Annotated in this window: 21 protein-coding genes; 6 read left to right on the plus strand and 15 right to left on the minus strand. The window is 48.2% G+C overall.

The genetic code is table 11. The features are described from left to right. Positions 1-216: cytochrome c (locus tag AAH187_RS07260; RefSeq protein ID WP_342347778.1), on the plus strand; the 216-nt coding region annotated here is incomplete at its 5' end. Here the strand turns inward: AAH187_RS07260 and AAH187_RS07265 are convergent. From AAH187_RS07265 to AAH187_RS07275, 3 genes are all read right to left on the minus strand, one after another. Further along, the gene (locus AAH187_RS07265; protein WP_342347779.1) at positions 213-1616 is read right to left on the minus strand and encodes a M20/M25/M40 family metallo-hydrolase; all 1404 of its coding nucleotides are present in this window, start codon (positions 1614-1616) and stop codon (positions 213-215) included. The genes AAH187_RS07260 and AAH187_RS07265 overlap by 4 nt on opposite strands. A gap of 114 nt (positions 1617-1730) precedes the next feature. Beyond that, positions 1731-2861 carry a site-2 protease family protein gene (locus AAH187_RS07270; RefSeq protein ID WP_342347780.1) on the minus strand — a complete coding sequence of 377 codons (1131 nt, stop codon included), beginning with the start codon at positions 2859-2861 and terminating at the stop codon, positions 1731-1733. A gap of 50 nt (positions 2862-2911) precedes the next feature. Further along, positions 2912-3763 carry an MBL fold metallo-hydrolase gene (locus AAH187_RS07275; protein WP_342347781.1) on the minus strand — a complete coding sequence of 284 codons (852 nt, stop codon included), beginning with the start codon at positions 3761-3763 and terminating at the stop codon, positions 2912-2914. Between the two features lie 288 nt (positions 3764-4051). Here AAH187_RS07275 and AAH187_RS07280 point away from each other — a divergent pair, with 288 nt between their 5' ends. Both AAH187_RS07280 and AAH187_RS07285 read left to right on the plus strand, forming a co-directional pair. After that, positions 4052-4396 (plus strand): TRL domain-containing protein, encoded by a 345-nt coding sequence (locus tag AAH187_RS07280; RefSeq protein WP_342347782.1) that lies wholly within the window; start codon positions 4052-4054, stop codon positions 4394-4396. Between the two features lie 125 nt (positions 4397-4521). Next, a complete protein-coding gene (locus AAH187_RS07285; RefSeq protein ID WP_342347783.1) occupies positions 4522-5154 on the plus strand; it encodes an outer membrane beta-barrel protein in 633 nt (210 codons plus the stop codon). A gap of 121 nt (positions 5155-5275) precedes the next feature. Here the strand turns inward: AAH187_RS07285 and AAH187_RS07290 are convergent, their stop codons facing one another. The 9 genes from AAH187_RS07290 to tatA form a co-directional block, all read right to left on the minus strand. Continuing rightward, positions 5276-7180, minus strand: coding sequence for a DUF4105 domain-containing protein (locus AAH187_RS07290; RefSeq protein ID WP_342347784.1), 1905 nt, complete (start codon positions 7178-7180; stop codon positions 5276-5278). A gap of 58 nt (positions 7181-7238) precedes the next feature. Beyond that, positions 7239-7757, minus strand: coding sequence for a DUF3015 domain-containing protein (locus tag AAH187_RS07295; protein WP_342347785.1), 519 nt, complete (start codon positions 7755-7757; stop codon positions 7239-7241). Between the two features lie 162 nt (positions 7758-7919). Next, a complete protein-coding gene (locus AAH187_RS07300; RefSeq protein ID WP_342347786.1) occupies positions 7920-9014 on the minus strand; it encodes a methyltransferase domain-containing protein in 1095 nt (364 codons plus the stop codon). A gap of 670 nt (positions 9015-9684) precedes the next feature. Beyond that, positions 9685-9990, minus strand: a complete 306-nt coding sequence (locus tag AAH187_RS07305; RefSeq protein ID WP_342347787.1) for a putative metalloprotease CJM1_0395 family protein — start codon at positions 9988-9990, stop codon at positions 9685-9687. 499 nt (positions 9991-10489) lie between these two features. Further along, entirely contained in the window at positions 10490-10744 is a 255-nt protein-coding gene (locus tag AAH187_RS07310) for a hypothetical protein (protein ID WP_342347788.1), read from the minus strand. 284 nt (positions 10745-11028) lie between these two features. Next, positions 11029-11397, minus strand: coding sequence for a response regulator (locus tag AAH187_RS07315; protein ID WP_342347789.1), 369 nt, complete (start codon positions 11395-11397; stop codon positions 11029-11031). Positions 11398-11567: 170 nt separating this feature from the next. After that, positions 11568-11813 (minus strand): hypothetical protein, encoded by a 246-nt coding sequence (locus AAH187_RS07320; RefSeq protein WP_342347790.1) that lies wholly within the window; start codon positions 11811-11813, stop codon positions 11568-11570. Positions 11814-11971: 158 nt separating this feature from the next. Then, entirely contained in the window at positions 11972-12745 is a 774-nt protein-coding gene (locus AAH187_RS07325; protein WP_342347791.1) for a HEAT repeat domain-containing protein, read from the minus strand. A gap of 7 nt (positions 12746-12752) precedes the next feature. After that, a complete protein-coding gene (gene tatA, locus AAH187_RS07330; RefSeq protein ID WP_342347792.1) occupies positions 12753-13541 on the minus strand; it encodes a twin-arginine translocase TatA/TatE family subunit in 789 nt (262 codons plus the stop codon). A 176-nt stretch (positions 13542-13717) separates the two neighbouring features. Here tatA and AAH187_RS07335 point away from each other — a divergent pair, with 176 nt between their 5' ends. From AAH187_RS07335 to AAH187_RS07345, 3 genes are all read left to right on the plus strand, one after another. Continuing rightward, entirely contained in the window at positions 13718-14188 is a 471-nt protein-coding gene (locus tag AAH187_RS07335; protein WP_342347793.1) for a hypothetical protein, read from the plus strand. Positions 14189-14309: 121 nt separating this feature from the next. Further along, complete coding sequence (locus AAH187_RS07340; protein ID WP_342347794.1) at positions 14310-14702, plus strand: hypothetical protein; 393 nt, start codon at positions 14310-14312, stop codon at positions 14700-14702. Positions 14703-14742: 40 nt separating this feature from the next. After that, entirely contained in the window at positions 14743-15495 is a 753-nt protein-coding gene (locus tag AAH187_RS07345; protein ID WP_342347795.1) for a gamma-glutamyl-gamma-aminobutyrate hydrolase family protein, read from the plus strand. An 82-nt stretch (positions 15496-15577) separates the two neighbouring features. Here AAH187_RS07345 and AAH187_RS07350 read toward each other — a convergent pair whose 3' ends face one another. The 3 genes from AAH187_RS07350 to AAH187_RS07360 all read right to left on the minus strand — a co-directional run bounded on the left by AAH187_RS07350 (position 15578) and on the right by AAH187_RS07360 (position 17043). Continuing rightward, complete coding sequence (locus tag AAH187_RS07350; RefSeq protein ID WP_342347796.1) at positions 15578-15991, minus strand: hypothetical protein; 414 nt, start codon at positions 15989-15991, stop codon at positions 15578-15580. A gap of 158 nt (positions 15992-16149) precedes the next feature. Continuing rightward, the gene (locus AAH187_RS07355; protein ID WP_342347797.1) at positions 16150-16629 is read right to left on the minus strand and encodes a phosphate-starvation-inducible PsiE family protein; all 480 of its coding nucleotides are present in this window, start codon (positions 16627-16629) and stop codon (positions 16150-16152) included. Positions 16630-16644: 15 nt separating this feature from the next. Continuing rightward, positions 16645-17043, minus strand: a complete 399-nt coding sequence (locus AAH187_RS07360) for a hypothetical protein (RefSeq protein ID WP_342347798.1) — start codon at positions 17041-17043, stop codon at positions 16645-16647. Between the last annotated feature and the right edge of the window lie 28 nt (positions 17044-17071).

Genomic DNA, 17071 nt, shown 5'->3' on the forward strand with positions numbered 1-17071 from the left:
GCCCCTCGCCCGGGTAATTTAGTCTCGGCAGCAACCTCAATCAAAACTGATGAAGAACTCCTCGAAATTCTTGCTAAGGGAGTTCCCAGGACGGCCATGAGTGGCTGGAGTCATCAATTGTCGGACGATGAACGGCGTCATGTCCTCGTCTATATTCGAACCCTCGTGCATTTTCAAAGCCCACCATCACCTCAGCTTCCTTTTTCTGGATCTTAGCCTGTTGTCGGCTTGAGGCGGGTCTTGGATTTTCCCGGTTGCATCCGACTCAAGTGATCGAAGTAGTGGACGAAGGCTTGTATCCCCCCTGAAGCTTGTCCCCAATCGAAATATTCATTGGGGGCATGGTACCCATGTTCAGGCAGGCTGAGACCCATAAACAGAATCGGGACCTTCCAGGCGCGTTGTAACACAGCAATGGCCCCGATCGATCCACCTTCCCGTACAAACACCGGTCGGCGTCCAAAGCCCTGGGCTACCGCCTCTTGCAGCGCCTCCGCATAGGGGCCATCGGAAATTCCACGATAGGGTTCCAGTTCTCCATCATTAATCACCTCAATATCAGGATTGCGGGCACGAAGGTGTTTTTTCAGGAGTCGGAAAATTTTTGAGGGATGTTGATTCGGAACTAATCGCATACTCACTTTGAGTTCACCCCAGGCCGGCACAATGGTTTTGACGCCTGGGCCCATGTGCCCACCCGTTAATCCATGCACTTCAAAGGTGGGGGCGGCCCAGATCCGTTTGAGTAAATCTTGAGGATCGGAGGTTCGAAGCGATCGTAGTTGATAGGCCTCTTTAAAAAGGCGAACCTGAAATCCTGATGCCAGAAAATTTTTCATTTCGGTGCGAGTGGGCGGAACGACATCATCGTAGAATCCCGGGATTTTCACGCGTCCGGTTTTCGCATCCAAGCAGGAATAGGCGGCGTCACATAATTCGGCCAAGGGATTGCGCGCCCCGCCGCCCGTGAGACCGGAATGAACATCGGTTTCCCCTGTGCGAAGCACCAACTTGGCAATCAACAAACCGCGAAGCCCACTGGAGAGGGCAGGGCGATTCTTCGCCACCCAAATCGTGTCAGACACCAATACCGAATCGGACGGTGGGACGGCTCTACGGTTCTGAAGGACCTCGGAAAAATTCGGGCTGGCAATTTCTTCTTCCAATTCCCAGAGGACCCGAATATTCAAGGGAATACCGGCTTCTCTTGCGAAATTGGCAGCGAAAAGGGCGGTTAACGCCGGGCCTTTATCATCCGTTGCCCCACGGCCACAATACCGATCGCCATCCTTTTTAAAGGCAAAGGGAGGCTGACGCCATTCCGGTTCTAGTGCTGGCTGGACATCTAGATGATTGTAAATGGTCAGACTGGGATATTGTCGCCCGGCCACCCATTCTCCAGCCACGCTTGGGTAACCCTTGGTATTCACGATGGAAGCCTTGCCTCCAAATCGTTCCAGGTATTGAACGGCTAATTGCGCCATTCGGTGCATATCGGGAGCATGTTCAGGGTCTGAACTTACTGACGGCACTTCCACCATCTGACCCAAAAGGTCTTCAAAGTTGGGGCGCTGATCTTGAATGTAGGTGCGTAATTGGGATTGATAGTCACTCATGAGATGACCGTTCCTTTTCGTGAGTAGGCTTAGGCTGCAAGCAGGGAAGCGATGGTGGGGAATACGGGTGATGTGCCGTGAACAACCACTGCAGGGGTAAGGCTAGCATGTCTGTCATCCAACCGAAAACGGCACTGGAGCAAAAGTTACAATGAAAATAGCCAAGGCCGCCCAGGCGACCCACCGGCGTTGTTTGCCCAAGACGGTGTCGGGGTCAATTACCGGCGGGTGGGCTATGCCGACAAGGCTAGCCAGACCGACCCAGAGAATCCATCCAGGCCATCCGGTGAGGCCCAAATAAATGAGGATGGGAATCGTGGCTAAGGCCAGTGAGCGTTGTCGACGACCAAACACTGCAAATGCCACATGCCCTCCGTCCAATTGCCCCAAAGGTAATAAATTAATTGCGGTGACGAAAAACCCGAACCACGCGGCAAAAGCAATCGGATGGAGCACAATATCGTGCGTGGATGGAATCGGGCCAAACATGAGCCAGGCAAACCATTGGAGCAGGAGAGGTTCGCCCAACTGTAACCCATACGTTTGGGATCGGGGGACGATATGAGAGAAAGAGAGTCCGATGATAATGGCGACGACCGCAGCGATAAAACCGGCAATGGGACCCGCAACGCCAATATCAAAAAGCGCACGACGATTCATAATTGCCGATCGCATGCGAATTACCGCCCCAAAGGTACCAATAAAGTGTGGAGGCCCGGGAATGAACAGCGGTAAGGACGCGGGCACACGATGAATGCGGGAGAGGAGGTAGTGCCCGAATTCATGGGTGACGAGGATTCCTAAAAGGGTTGCGGCAAAGGGGATCCCATTGACTAAAGAGCCGGGATAGCGCATTAAAAAATCCCAGGCCCCATTGACGGGTTTTATATTCACCTGAAATGCTCCTGCCCAGAGTGTGGTGAATATGGTGAGCCCAAAGAGCAAGATAGGAAGTCCCCATTGAGAAAAGGCGCTGGGAGTCGGAGGAAGGAATTCGTCCACCTCATCTCGAGTGTCGAGTAGTTCAGGTTGAAGTGATTGCCAATGATCTATTCCGTGTGGGGAAGTTTTGAGTGTCCGTTCTCGAAGTATGTCGTCTTTGGAGATAGGCATGATCAGAGGCGGAGGAGCCGTTGAGTTGGTTGAAGGTAGTGGATCGGTGGGAGCAATTGGATTCAACAGAGAAGGTGGGGGTGTTGGCTTGTTCTCCGAAGGAGTTGAAGGTGTAGGCGAATCGTGATCCATTAACACGTCCTTATTGAATGCCAAGCCAGGAATTGGTCTGACATGCAATATCAGGCAAATGGATTGTGCGCTTGTTCCTCAACCACTGTCGTAGAGGGACCATGGCCGGGAAACAAGGCGGTGTCTTTTGGTAAGTGTAACAGGGTATGGCGAACGGATTGCAAATGCTGTGGATACAGGGAAAAAGGGTTGGAGCGCCCTACCGAACCGGAAAAGAGCGTATCTCCCACGAAACACAGGGATTGGCCTTTGAGCGATAACAGGTAGCAAAATCCTCCAGGGGTATGGCCCGGGGTGGCCAAACATTCAACCGTCAACTCTCCCAGGGCAATCATCTGATGGTCGGCTGGTATTTTTATGGAGGCGTCAGGTGGTCTCCAAGGGAGCAGGTCGAAATCCCCGTTTCCCAGATAGACCGGCACTGGCCATTGAGCCAAAACCTCTTCCAGCCCTCCCGCATGATCCGTATGCCCATGGGTGAGGCAGACGCCGATCAAGGTCAATTCGCGTTGGGTGATGCTCGTTAGCATCAGCTTGGCATTGTATCCTGTATCAATCATGAGGGCCTGGTTGGTGGCTGGATCAGTTAACAGATAGCCTTTGACTTCATACCCGCCAATGTCGCCTGTGATGGTCTGAACGAGATCGTGTTCAGTCGTCCACTCCGGTTGAGGCTGAGGTAACCATCCGTCCAAAGTCAGGTTTACCAGGGGGCCAACACGGAGGTGCAATGCCTGGCTAATTCCATGAATTTCGCTTTTGGTGGGAGGTCGGTGGCCTTTCTCAAGGTGCTCCACATCGGCCTGCTCCATTTCCGCCAATTCCGCCAGGGTTTCAATTCCCAGTCCCTGCCCAAAACGAGCCTTTTTAATGATATCGCAAAATTCGTCTTCTAAACTCATTTACATGCTCATATGAAATTCGGCCATACGAATCGGAAACTCTTTTTTTTGTCATGTCCTTCATCTAAACAAAAAAGAGGGGTGTGTGGAAAGGGGGTGTCACAGTTTTAGCCAGTGAAATCCAGAATAGAGAAAGCCACTTTCTTTTTTGAGAGTTTTAGGGAAGAAAGTGCGTTTTTGTAAGAGCAGCAAAATAGGGTATTGTTGACATTATTTTTTGAATACGCTACTTAAGGGTAACCGAAGTTTTGGTAAAAGTTTTGTATACAATTAACCAAGGAGGTTTCGATGAAACAGTGCGTGAATCTGGTTCTTGTGGGGCTAATGTGTTTCATGCTCGTAGGGTGTATGGGTGCGGCAAGTTTTCAGCAACCCAATGCGTCATTTGCTGTTGCGGGAATTTACACTGATGTGCAGGGTGGTAGCTTGGTGTTGGATAACGGTGTGGCAGCGACCAAAACTGGAACAGCTTGTAGTCACCAAATTTTGGGCATTGTGGCCTCCGGCGATACACGTGTTGAGACCGCCATGGCCAATGGAGGAATTTCAAAGCTGGTATATGTGAATACCTCCTACAAGAATATTGTATGGGGATTGTATACTGAAGTTTGTACGATTGCGAGAGGAAACTAGGTTTCCAAGAGAGAGATTCTCATGTTGTCGGGGAGCACCTGGAGTATTGTTCTGGGTGCTCCCTTTTTTTTGGCCATAAGGTCGGGAGCTGGGTTTTTGTCGAGTGACGATTTGGAACGTTCAGCATGAAAATCGTAGTAGTCCTGATGGGCTTGATGCTTCTTTCTGTTTCGTCAAACGGATATGCATTGGAGAACATAGAAATTTATCTGGCTGGTTATGGGATGTCCACTCAACCCTTAAACCAGGGCCTTTCATTTAAGGGGAGCGGTGTGACTGATGAAAGAATTCATGGTGACACTGGGTTAGGAGTGAAGGTTGGGTTATTCCCGTCTTTTTTTAACGGATATCTTGGAGTGGAACTGGAGTCATTTGGACAGAATAACTCTTTGAATTTCCCAATCGAAGAAAATGGTGCAGCAACGGGGAAAGGTAAGAGTGGCCTTGTCACCTATAGTTCGATGGTCAATCTCATCCTGCGGTATCCCTGGCGATATGCACGGCCTTATGTGGGAATAGGAGGGGGGCTTTCGAATGGGATCCTCCATCATTCGAATATTCCTGGCAGAAAGGACCACAATATTGAAACGAGTTCAGCTCCGGGATATCAATTATTTGGCGGGATTCAGTTGGTTGTTTCTGCTAATTGGTTTGTATTTGGGGAGTATAAATACAGTGCTGTGAATTACCACTGGAACCAACTCTCCCTGAATTTTCGAAGCGAATATTTTTTAGGTGGAATTGGGTATATATTCTAATGTGGCGTTCAACTGGTCCTTGCAACTCTCATGCTTTCAACTATTACGTTTAAGTAGTTCTGGGGAGTTGTATGGTGCTGTGGATCGTATGACTTGGGAATGAAAAAATGGCATTCATGAATCAAAAATATCCATGAAATACACCCAAAATTTCATTGTCCTGATCATGATGAGTGAACGTGGCGCGGACCGCGAAATTTTTGGCGAATGTCCATCGTTGCCCTACAGAAATAGGGATATCATGCGATCGATCTCCAAGGGGGTAATACAAATATCCTGCTGACAGGAGCCATTTCCAGTTCTGAGTGAGGGTGGCCATTACGCCGCCCGATACTCCTCCCCCCACACGGTGATTTTCTTTGTACCCGCCACTGACATTGGCATCCATCTCACCGAAAAGAAAAAAGACCTCCCGTTGAAACACCTGAGTTTCTAGGGCTCCTCCGATTCCTGCATTCATATTCCCGTTAGAGCACAGGTCGCAGGTCGATGTCTTGACGGTATTCATCCCAAGATTGATTTTCCAAGATGGCGAAAAAAACAACGAATCAATGGGGGCTAAGGAAAGGACGTTGGCGAAGGTGAACCGTTCTACTCGAAAGAGGCTTTGATGGTGATAATGTCTCAGCCGTAAATCAAGTAATTCTATTTGGGCATCTTGGGTGTATCCTGGGTCGGGGTCGAGGAGATCATGATAGGCACCTCGGACGTTAATTTCTTCAAAGGTTTTATTATTTCTCCATCCGACTCCACCTCCGACTCTGAGTGTTTGGTGTCCGTGTTCGGGAGACAGGGAAAATGGTTTAACCGGAAAGGGGCCGGATGGGATGGGAATGAGACTACGTCCAACTAAGATAGAACGATTTTTGGCCTTATAGTCTTCAACCTTGTCTTGATCGATTGTCCCTTTATATCTCAAGACGTCTGAAGCGAAATCAAGAAGGAATGTTTTCCGGTTTTGTGGTAACTGAAGAAATTCGGATTGGCTTATCACCTGAGGATCGTGAACGAGTTTTTGGAACAAGGAGGTCTCTTCTTTTGTTAATGCCTCTCTCTTGCGTTTGAGGAGAGTGCTGCGGGCTGGGCGATAAGAAATTATTTGAACCAATCCCTTCTGTCGAGTAAGAAGGCGAATGGTATCGGCAGGAATCGTCGCAAAGTGAAATTGGTCGGTCAGGTGGAGATTGGGATCGGCCACTTCCAAGAGTGAGAGAATGTGGTACGCACAATTTTCTTTAAAGAAGTAATAGTCGAAATAGGCATTCCCTAATTCCCACGCATGCATGAGCAATCTGTGATATTGCTCCTGTGAAAAATTCAAGCGATATTCCCAAATATCCCGATTCTCAAGATCTCGATATTCTTTGACCTTCATGTAATAGGGAATGGTCGAGAAAAACCCCTTGTATCCTCCAAGAATCCCTTTGTACGCGAATTCAATCCCCGCATTAGGCGGGACCTCCGCGGCGTAGTTTATTGTATACGCTAAGATATTTGTTTCTGGTGTATGGCCTTTTTGATCCACTCGTAAAAAAGAATGCCCAAACATCGAGGCGGGATTATCCATATAGGCTGAAGGAAAGATAACAGTAATCGAATCGGGATTGAGTTCTTTAAGCCAACTGACAAAACGTTCACAGGGATGTGGAAGAAGTTTAGAGTCCTGAAAATGTAGTTTCTCTTTTAGCCAGTGATATCGCGCAACAAAGGCGCATTGCGCCGGTTGTTTGGAGCGACCAACTAATGTGTCAGAGAAAAAATAGGTCAGTGTTGCTTGTAATTCAGCTTCTGGATCAGTTTTCCCATACGGTGAAAGGAAAAAGCCAGAGTCATCAACTTCGCTGGTGTAGCCCCCAAGGAAATTTTTATGGTAGTGGAGCAAGAGCCGCCAATAACGGTCCTGATGGAGTTTGTCTACAATGGCTTGCTGAATGAGTTCTTGCAGATAGGGAGAGGGGAGGGCTTGAGCCTTGAGCTCAAGGGGAAATAATAGCAATGCAAGAAAAAGAAGGAGAATGTTTGCCACAAGCCAGGAAGGAAAAGAAAAAAAGGCTCCGGCTTAGACAGCCGGAGCCTGAAAGGATCTATTTGATTGTTGAAGCTTGAGCTAAAACGGGATGGTCGAGCATGGCATCGTGAATGGCTTTTACCACAGCCTTTGGAGAGGTTTCACCCGCCTGAACGAGGGTAGTGTATTTCTCTTGGGTCATGGCAAAGAACGCGGGCTGCTGGGCGACAGGAATGCCCATCAGTGTGGCTAGTGACGTGAGATGTTCGCCTTCCCCCTGAGCCATTTCTTGAGATAAATTGTCAAAACTTATAGCCGCAAAGACATTCACCTTTTCTGATGCCCAAACCTGCCCATCATTGGTGCAACCGGAAGTTCCCGAACTGATTCCAAATGTTTGAGATCCAAAGGTGCCATTGGTTGTGGCCATCATGACCTGAGGGGCAATATTGTTTTTACTCACAGAAGTTTCTGCCCATGCCAATCTCCCTAACCCGCAACCTGGACCATCGTTTGGCGGATTTCCTAACGCCATGCCTGACATTCCCATGACCAGAAAAAATGTTGACACCAATGCCCATGGTTTTTTCCCCATGCTTTCCTCCTAGTTTGGTGGTGAGAGATAAAGGAATAGTTTTACGACTTGTGAAGATGATTATAACAAAAGGAAGGCTATTGGAAAGTCAAAATTTACACAAATATGTACATCCCCCCATTGTCGCCTGACGGGAGCCACTGTGGCTAGTTTATTTTGTGTTCAGACTTTAGTGGTTGAATATTCCCTGTTTGCCAATGCAGGAATATCTCGTGATGTGTCAGCCGGAGAATGCTGGCTGGATGTTGATAGGGAAGGGATCCTAGCTGGATTTAGATTCGGACATTTCTCAAGGAGTTGTCTGAGCGTTCGATGGCCGTCTTCGTATCCAGGGTGGAGGGTAATGATTTCTTTCATGGTGACTAAAGCTTTTGGTAGCTGTCCGGTCTCGATCAATAATGCTGCCAACCGTAACCTTCCTTCTAGATTTGCGGGATTCTTATTGACCAGTATTTGCAACGTCTGAATGCCTTCTTGATAGTTGCCTGCACACGCGCAATTGTCGGCATACATGGCATAAAGATGGATATCCAATTCAGAGGCAAAGTGCGGTTGTTTCAACTCGTTCCAGTCCATTGAGACAGGAGGGCTTATTGGACCGATCTTTTGTGCCAGCCGGAACCGGTGGCTGTGAGGGTCAGATGACTCTGTGAATTCGGGATCGGATGATGGGTGGAAACCTAGGCCGTTCCGCCCAAGGCTTTCTTCAATTTCCTGATTGGAATACGACCGTATCCCAATGGTGTCCTCGAGAGGAACGTCTTGAAAATGGCCTATGGGCAGTTGAAAGACCAGATATCCATTAGGAGTCAAGACGCGGTGGATTTCTCTCAGGTAACGTTCAAACACAGGACGAGGCATATGTTGAAATGTGACGTAGGAATAGACTAGATCAAAGGAGGAGTGAGGAAATTCCAGAAGATCCACCCCAGAGGTTTCATATGTGTGGATATGGGGAAAGTCGGCTAACCATTGTTTGCTCTGGGCAATCATTGCAGAGGAGACATCGACACCCACTAAATGATCAAAATGGGAGGCGAGGGCTTTGAGGACTCTGCCAATACCGCATCCGATATCTAAAACCTTCCAGGACGGTAGGTAAGGGACGGGGAGGGTTGCCAGCAAGGCATGGGCAGTGTCTTTTCCTGATTGAGTAAACTTTTCTTCGGTGTGGTACGCCTCGGTGGCAATCCAAAATCTGGCATGGTGTTGGGCTCGTTCGTTCCAGTCATGTTTCATTTTTTCCAGAATGTTCATAGGTCTCCTCATCTCCATCAGTTCGAGATATTGTCCATGGGTCAAGGCTAAATTTTTTCTGTGTGTGCTTGGGTATTTGGATGTATCCGTGCGGGGACCTTTGCTTTTTTAAGAACAAGCCTTCCAGGCTTTATCTTGAGACATAAGCTTGAGCAAGTCCGTTGCCAACTTCGTTGGAAAGGATATTGTCAGCATATTGGGAGCTCAAGTTTCAGATTGTCCTAGGGAAGGTGTTCTTTAGGGAGCGAAGGGGAGGCATTCAATGGGGAGGCGACGATGGGCAAGAGATTCTTGTGGGTGGAAAGGTATGCCGAGTTTCAGGGCTTAATGACTAGGTTGCAGATATGTTCGATCAAACGGTTATTGAAGGTTAGTAGGTCAGGTTTTGTGATAGGGCACCAATAAAAAACAACGGAATTTTCAGGGGAGAGAAGTGTGGGGATTGGAACGAGGAGTGAATAAAGGGGTACTAAACGAACACATCAATTCCAAAGAACAAAGGATCGGTTGGTTTTTCAGACGGAATCCCGTCATCTTCATTTTTTTTCGTTTTTTGGCGGGACGCCGCTTTAATGGCATTGGCTGACACGGCCACCGCCCCATCTTGGGCTGAAGTACCTGCGGGTGCTAGGGCTGCCGCCCGAATTTGCTCGGCTTTTTGTATGGTGGCTTACGGATTACCTGGGACAAGAGAAGTGTCAATACTGACTTCTCCTCCGACAGCATAGAATTTCCCATCAGACCCTCGTTGAAAGGAAAAGCTGGCCCCACTTTTGGCTAGTCCTCCTGATGCTGCTATGTGCGCCTGTTCGTGATTTTTGACTTCACGAGCGCGATTCTGAAGTTCCACGATATCTTTTTTCTGTATGGAGGGAGTTTCTTGGGATTGTTTGGTCGTATTCCCGTCAGAATGGTTTTGGAGGGCTAATGGAGAATTATGGAGTGAAAAGGGTGAGGTGGAAGAGGATTTATTCATTTGGAAAAGCCTGTACACATAAATTTCGGAATTTTTGAGGGATAAATTGACTTATTTTTAACCAATGGGGATGGATTAATCGTATAAATAGAACTTCTAATAAACGTTCTGCGCGGGTGGCGCAGAAATAGTGATGGCAGAAAAATGGTTTGGATATATCATCCTGAAAATGGCAGCGGCCATCCCTTTCCACTCTAATGGCCCCGTCTGATTCGGTTCTTAGGTCAAAAACCTACTGCAACCTGTTCATGCTCAGGTTTTCGAATGAGGAATTGGAGGCGGGAGATTCAAGCGCTTCTTCCTTATTTCACTGCTAAGACAAATGCCTATTGAGAAATTAATGAAAATCAACGCAGATTTGTTCTCCTAGTGCACAAATGGCAGGTTTATTAATTTTGTCTGAGAGTCCAATTGAAGGTCTCAGGTCGAATAGGGCCTCCGTGGCCGTTGTTCCTCCTCTAATCGTTTTGCATTCTTGGGATTAAAGGATTTTTATTTTCTAACAGTGCCGGCGCAATTGTTTGGTAATCTTCTTTGTGTCCAAAACAGGTTTGGCGGGCCATAGAGTCAGAACAGCAAGGAAGATACTTAAACAGACAAGAAGGAGAAGTGTGGTGATGGTGTCTGGTCGCTGGATCTGTGCGAAATATAAGGCTTGCGCATTCGCCAGGACCTTGTCAGCAGCAGATACCCCGCCCAAGAGTATCATGGTCATGAGGGACCCAATAATCATTCCTCCGAATATTTTCAGCATGAGATCACTCCTTTTGTTGAAGACGAAGGTCAACGAGAAAAATTTTCGATTTCTTAGGTCAACCACTTTCCAAGACGGGGAGAGGATTTTTGTCGGGAAATAAATCCATCACCCTAGTGAAGAGATATAGAGAAAAAGGTTAATGGGTAAATACCGCTAAAGGATTGGCAGTCGAGCACTGATTAGGAAATGCTATAGATGTAGATAAGGAGAGTTTTTTCTGATATGAAGGTTTAGGGGAGAATGCCGTTTGAAGGAGAAGAGCAGGATGGCTAAGCCCGGACTTACTGGTCCAACGCGAGCTGAACCATAGACAGGAATTGGCTAAAATTACAGGGTTTATCTAAAATAGCAAAGACTCCCGCCTGACGCGCACGATGTTTATCCTGTTCTTTCAGATGGCCACTAAGCAAGATGACGGGGGCTTGGATGGGATCTTTCTCTTGCAGTTTGATTTGGTCAATGAAATCTAGTCCTGCCAGAACCGGCATTTGATTGTCGGAGATGATCAAGTCAGCCCGGTGGGTGGATAACCACGCAATGGCTTCTGATCCATTGCTGGCCTCAATACATTCTAATTGTTGGGATTCCAGGACCAGGCGAAGCGCTTTCCGAGCATTGAGATCATCATCTACCAGAAGGACCTTTTTCATGTTCTTGTTCGCTTATTTAACCCGTTCTTAAATCTTGAGCTATCAACATATTATTCTAAATGATCAGAACGACACATTGTCCACCCCCCGAAGAAACTAGCCGTTTTTTACGAAAGCTCCAGAGTCCATCCTCCCCAGGATTACTATAAAACCGAATTTTGGATTTTTCGTTATTGAGAAGAAAGAGGGATAGCCGTATAGCCTTTAGACTCCAGGCACCCTTCTAAGGAATAAATATCCTTGTCCCTTTGAGTGCTTCCTGTTGAGAGCAAGGCTTCTTCGCAATCCGATTTATCACGGGTGAAGGTTTCCTGGGAAGTGCCAGACTTGTACCACTTCACCGGGTCTGAAACACAACTCACGCCCGAAAGTATTGTCATGAAGCCTATGAGCAGATTTATTTTGATTTTCTTCATTTTTTTGCCTCGTTGAGAAAAAGAAGGCGAATTGTAATAACTTTATCTCGAGTATTCAATCAGGCGCATTGAATATGGAAAAATTCTGATTTAGGCGGAGCATTGACTGGAAATCTGAGAGAATAATGACTAGGACGACCAGGAAAAATTGGTGGAGATTAGGTATTCGGATCAATTTGGACAAGAGCCCAGGAGGACCAAAAATGCACATTGGGGGTCGGGTCTGTTTCCATGGCTTGTTTCAGTGCAGACACATCCGCGCTGGTTCCCAATTTGCCTAAACGAAACGCGGCTTCCGATCGCACACCCACGCTTGGGTCTTGGAGAAGATGGGTGCGTAAGAACGGGAGTCCTCTGGGATCGCCTAATTCACCGAGCCCTGCAATTGCCGATTGACGTGTGAGAGAATCTGGACTTTCCAGAGCTTGGAGGTAAACCGAATAGGAAAAGGGAAATTCAAAGTGAGCAAGAGATTGGATAATGGTTCTTTGGGTGTCAATTGTGGAAATAGCGTAGGCCTCGGTTAATACCTGCAATAATTCCTCATGCACCGCTGTCCGACCTAAGGCCAATACCACAGCTTTTTTGACTGAATCGGAGGGATCCGTAAGGTGCTGAACCAATGCAACTAGAGACTGTTCTGATAAGGATTCGGCCATCATTCCCAAGGCCCATGCGCTTGATTGTCGAACCTGGTCATCTGGGTCCGACAATGCGAGAACAAGGGCTGGTATGCTCTGAGGATCACCAATTTTCCCAAGTGATAAGGCTGAGGTCCGTCGAGTATCAGGCTGAGTATCGTTTAGAAGTGGAATAAGTCGTTCAGTAACGGTTTCGGGTGGTTCAGGTGGGGATTCAATGACACACCCAAGGAGTCCAAAGAAACCAATGGCTCCGATAAGGGTAGCACGACTGGTAGGGAATGGTAGCAAGAAAGGTTTATGCAGATCCGGAACGTTCTTTGGGGGTCAGAGGCTCTTTGGCTACTTCGATGGAGTCTTGCATCTCTTTTTCAGCAGACTCCAGTTCGGCTTGAATGGTACGCATTTGAGGATCGATCGAATTTTTAATATCCGCTGCGGCATCCCGGAAGGTGCGTACGGCACTTCCAAGACCTTCTCCCAAGGATTGCATATCTCGTGGAGCTAATCCGGATTGCTGGGAAGTCTGGGCTTTCATTGCAGCTTGTTGGGCTTGGACACGGGCCACCGCCTGTTTATTTACAACAGCGGCAGGTCGCTTCAGCACGGGCTTTGCTTGGGCCCCAGCAGGAAGAGCGGGGTATTGCCTTGAAGCCATAGGGGCGGGTTGCGCTTGCCTATCCTCCATGGACATCGGCGGGGGTGCAGAAGGGGCCGTCGTGGTTTGAGGAGAATTAGAAGACCCAGTAGATTTAGCTGAAGGCTGGACCACCTGAGGCCCTGCTCCCTGGTAAAGTAACGCTGCAGTGGTTCCCGGCGTTTGTTCGGGGCCAGGCTGGAATGGTTGATTTGTCGGGGTGCCTACGGGGGTAGTCGGTTGGGATTGAGCCTGTACTGGTTCCGGGAGTGCAGATGGTAGTGGCTCATTGGGGTCCACAGGTTGGGGGATATCAGCGACTTCTTTTTTAAAGCCTTTTAGGGCTTTCCCCACACCTTCCCCGATTTGCGGGAGCCGACCTGCCCCGAAAATAATCAGAATGATCACCAGAATGATCATGAGTTCAGAGAACCCCATGGTTCCGAACATAGAGAAACCCCTTTCCCTTCAGCTCACTGTGAAAATACTCAACTGAAAAGACTCTATCTTTCAAGATTGACGAGTGTCAACCTAAATGCGGTAGGCTTGAAACGCTATGCTCAAGCCAAATTTTTGCCTATTCTTCATTTTGTGTTATGCCTTTTAACGAAGCGAGTAGATCCGGGATGTCATTACTCTCACCGCCTCAAATTCCCCTATTTCGGATTACGCTGTTTTACGGCCCTGAAGCCGTTGAAGGTGCCTCAGATTCAGTGCACTGTGTGTTTAATGTCAAAAAACGCAGCTGGAAAGGCGGGGTGCAAGTCGAGGTGGTCATGAAGAAGAACCAAATAGCCAAGCTTGAAAGAATTATTCAGCATTCGTCCTGGTTGGAAGTCGTTCTAGAGGGCGTCCCGGTGGAGGACCAGGAAGGCTATCGGGAAAAAAGTCATGATTTATTGGTACAATTGTTGTGTTTTCACAAGCTCCATGCCTTTATTCATCAAGGAATCAAGCAGGAGAATATCCAGGTTCCCGGAGATGCCCTCATTGCTGAGACTGATGAAGTGGTTGAGCGGGAGTCCGAGGAAATCAAGAGGCAGATTTTTATCGAGTTGGATCTGGTTGAAACAGAAGAGGGTCCTCAGTCACTATGAAAGTATCAAATTTGCTATAATATTCTATTTTGTCTTTAAAAAAACAGAAGACTAACGAATCATTCAGGTTTAGAATAATGGCGAGTAGGTCCTAAAAATTAAACAGGGAGGAGTATTCCTTATGCGGCAATCTAAGGGTATTTGGGGAGATGTGCTTAAACGAGTAATCGGGGTATGCGTGTTGTTGGCTTTTTCACTGGTCGTAGGCCTTGGTGCCACGGGGGTGAGTCTGGCTGCAGAGCAAGAATTATCAAGTCCAAGCAATGAAGCGGCCCTCGGGATTGGGAGTGCATTGCTGACCCTGGTCTATTTCCCGACAAAATTGGCCTATGTCATTCTAGGCGGCATTATAGGAACCTTTACCTATGGATTGACTGGAGGCAACCTAGAAACGGCACAAGCAGTATGGGAACCGAGTTTCTACGGTACGTATGTCATCACTCCCGATCATCTAAAGGGGAATGAACCGGTTCGATTCATTGGGGTCTCCGCATACGAGGATCAAGCGCTTTAGACCGAAAGATCATATACCCGCCTGAGTTGAAATGACTGGCATGGTCAAACCAATCATTGGGATCACACCAGATTTTAACCCTGGAAATCGGAAGGATATGGGGGGGAAAGAACCCACCTATTTTTTGCGGGCCAGGTACCTTCAGGCAATTCAGGACGCCGGGGGAGTGCCCATCGTGCTTCCCCTGGTCCGTGGTCTAGCCAAGCAGAAATATCTTTTACAACGGCTGGACGGCCTTCTGGTGACCGGGAGCGGATCGGATTTAGCCCCTGAGTTGTATGGAGAGAAGCAGCGGTATCCTTTTCAGCGAATGAGCGAAGAGCGCGCTCAACTTGAGCTCGGACTATCCAAGTTAGCCTTTCGTCAGGGGTTGCCGACGCTGGGCATTTGCGGGGGTATGCAATCCATGAACGTGGCCTTGGGAGGAACCTTGGTACAGGATATTTCCTCCCAATTGTCGACGAAAATTGAACATCGTCCCACCAAATCGGCAACTAAAACAGCGCATCTGATTGACATTGAACCCAACAGCTTACTTCAGCGCATCGCGAGGCGGTTAAGTATTGCGGTCAATAGTTCCCACCACCAATCTATTAAATCTGTTCCGTCCTCCTTTCAAGTCACTGGGATTGCTCCGGATGGAGTCATTGAAGCGATTGAAGCCTCTCGTCATCCATTCTGGCTTGGGGTCCAATGGCATCCTGAGTTTTTATACCGGCAAGATGCGATTCAGAAACGTCTATTTACCGCGTTGATCCAATCCGCCAGACAGTTTGCCGCCAGCCGAACATAGCCTCCAGACCATTTTGGTTTGATTCCCACAAAGTCTTTACGAAAGAGAATCCTTAGTACGCGGAGGAAGAAGAGGGGGGGGCTTACTTAGTCGCGTCTTCAGCTTCGGGAGCTGGTTGTGGTGGATCCGGCGGAGCCGATGATTTAGGTAAAGGGGTCTTAGTGTCTGTGTCTGGTGCGGCCTCGGTCTTAGCTGCAGGAGGAGTGGCAGGTTTGGGAGGAGGGGCGGGTTTGGGTTTTTCGGGCTTGATGCCACCTTCCCAATGAGGGCCGGTATACATATCGTCGGCTAAGTCCGTTTCTTTCCACTTGGCTTCAAAGTCTGCGGCGGCTTTATTGGGGGTATCTCCAGTTCCAACAGTTTGATTCCATGGATAGATGCGAGGAGAAATGTGGCAGGTGGAATCCTCCTGGCACATATACAGTGCAATCGGATTTCCTCGATAAGGGCCCATGATAATATGGACCGTGCCGACTAATTCAGGAAGAGACTCCATGATGACCAACACAACAGATTGTCGTCTAAAAAGGAGGCTATACTGCCATAGCCCTCGGCGGTATGCAATATGAACCGAAGAAGTTCATCAGCATTTTTGACAATAATTTGATTGAGGGAAGGGGATGAGAAACAGGATTTTCCTGGAATTCGGAAGGGCTATTTGTTGAACGCAGGCTCTACGGGGAGTTCGGATTTTCGGTGAAGATATAATGCGATCATGAGGACTAAAATCACAACGACATGCAAGGACATATCCATAAGGTAATGACGAAAGATCTCCTCAGGGACGGAATCCTGGTGCGAGAATTCAGCTCCAGCGGTAAGAATTCTTCGGACGGATGCGATGATCCCTACATGGAGGAAGGGTTCGAGGCGAATACGGTCGTTTTGCAAGAAGCCTAAGACCGTGCGAAACAACTCCAAAAGAATGATGACGAACAACAGGTCATTCAGTAAGGTGATGGTGGCTGGCAAAAACCCGGTCTGTACCGATTGAGCATAGGCTACCCAACTATAACCGAACACCAACATGCCCACGAGGAGAAAACTCAAGCAGGCCGTGATATAGCCCCACCGGTCGAGGAACTGCATCCATTTGACCCATTGTTTGATCGATTCTGGTGTCCACCCTAACATGTCGAATTTGTCCTATTAGGCGGTTCCTTGATGGGGGGTGTTGGGGGTGTGCTGCCCGGGGTCTTCTCCCCGCATCTGACCAAACTCTAAACTCTGAATCGCACTTGCCCCAAACGAATGACCGCAACAGATGACTTCCTGAAAGCCCTCACCTCCCGCCATCACCATTAGTCGAAGTCCACAAGAATCAGTTGCAACTATTTTTTCATTGAGTGGCATGCCGACTGCCAAGGTCCCTGCCCGGCGGCCGCGCTCTTGATTAAAAGAGGGAACCACGTCTTCCTGAGTCAGGTCGTGCCCGCAACACCGGATTTTTTCAAACCCTTCGCCTCCGCTCATTACTTTGAGTACCAGGCCGCAAGAATCCGGATACCGTTTGCGTTCGTCGATAATGTCCCCTTTTTTTAATGCCATGGCCATGCTCCTTGCTCCCGAAATGAAT

It is taken from the genome of uncultured Nitrospira sp. (assembly GCA_902500695.1).
In the GTDB taxonomy this organism is placed as follows: domain Bacteria; phylum Nitrospirota; class Nitrospiria; order Nitrospirales; family UBA8639; genus Nitrospira_E.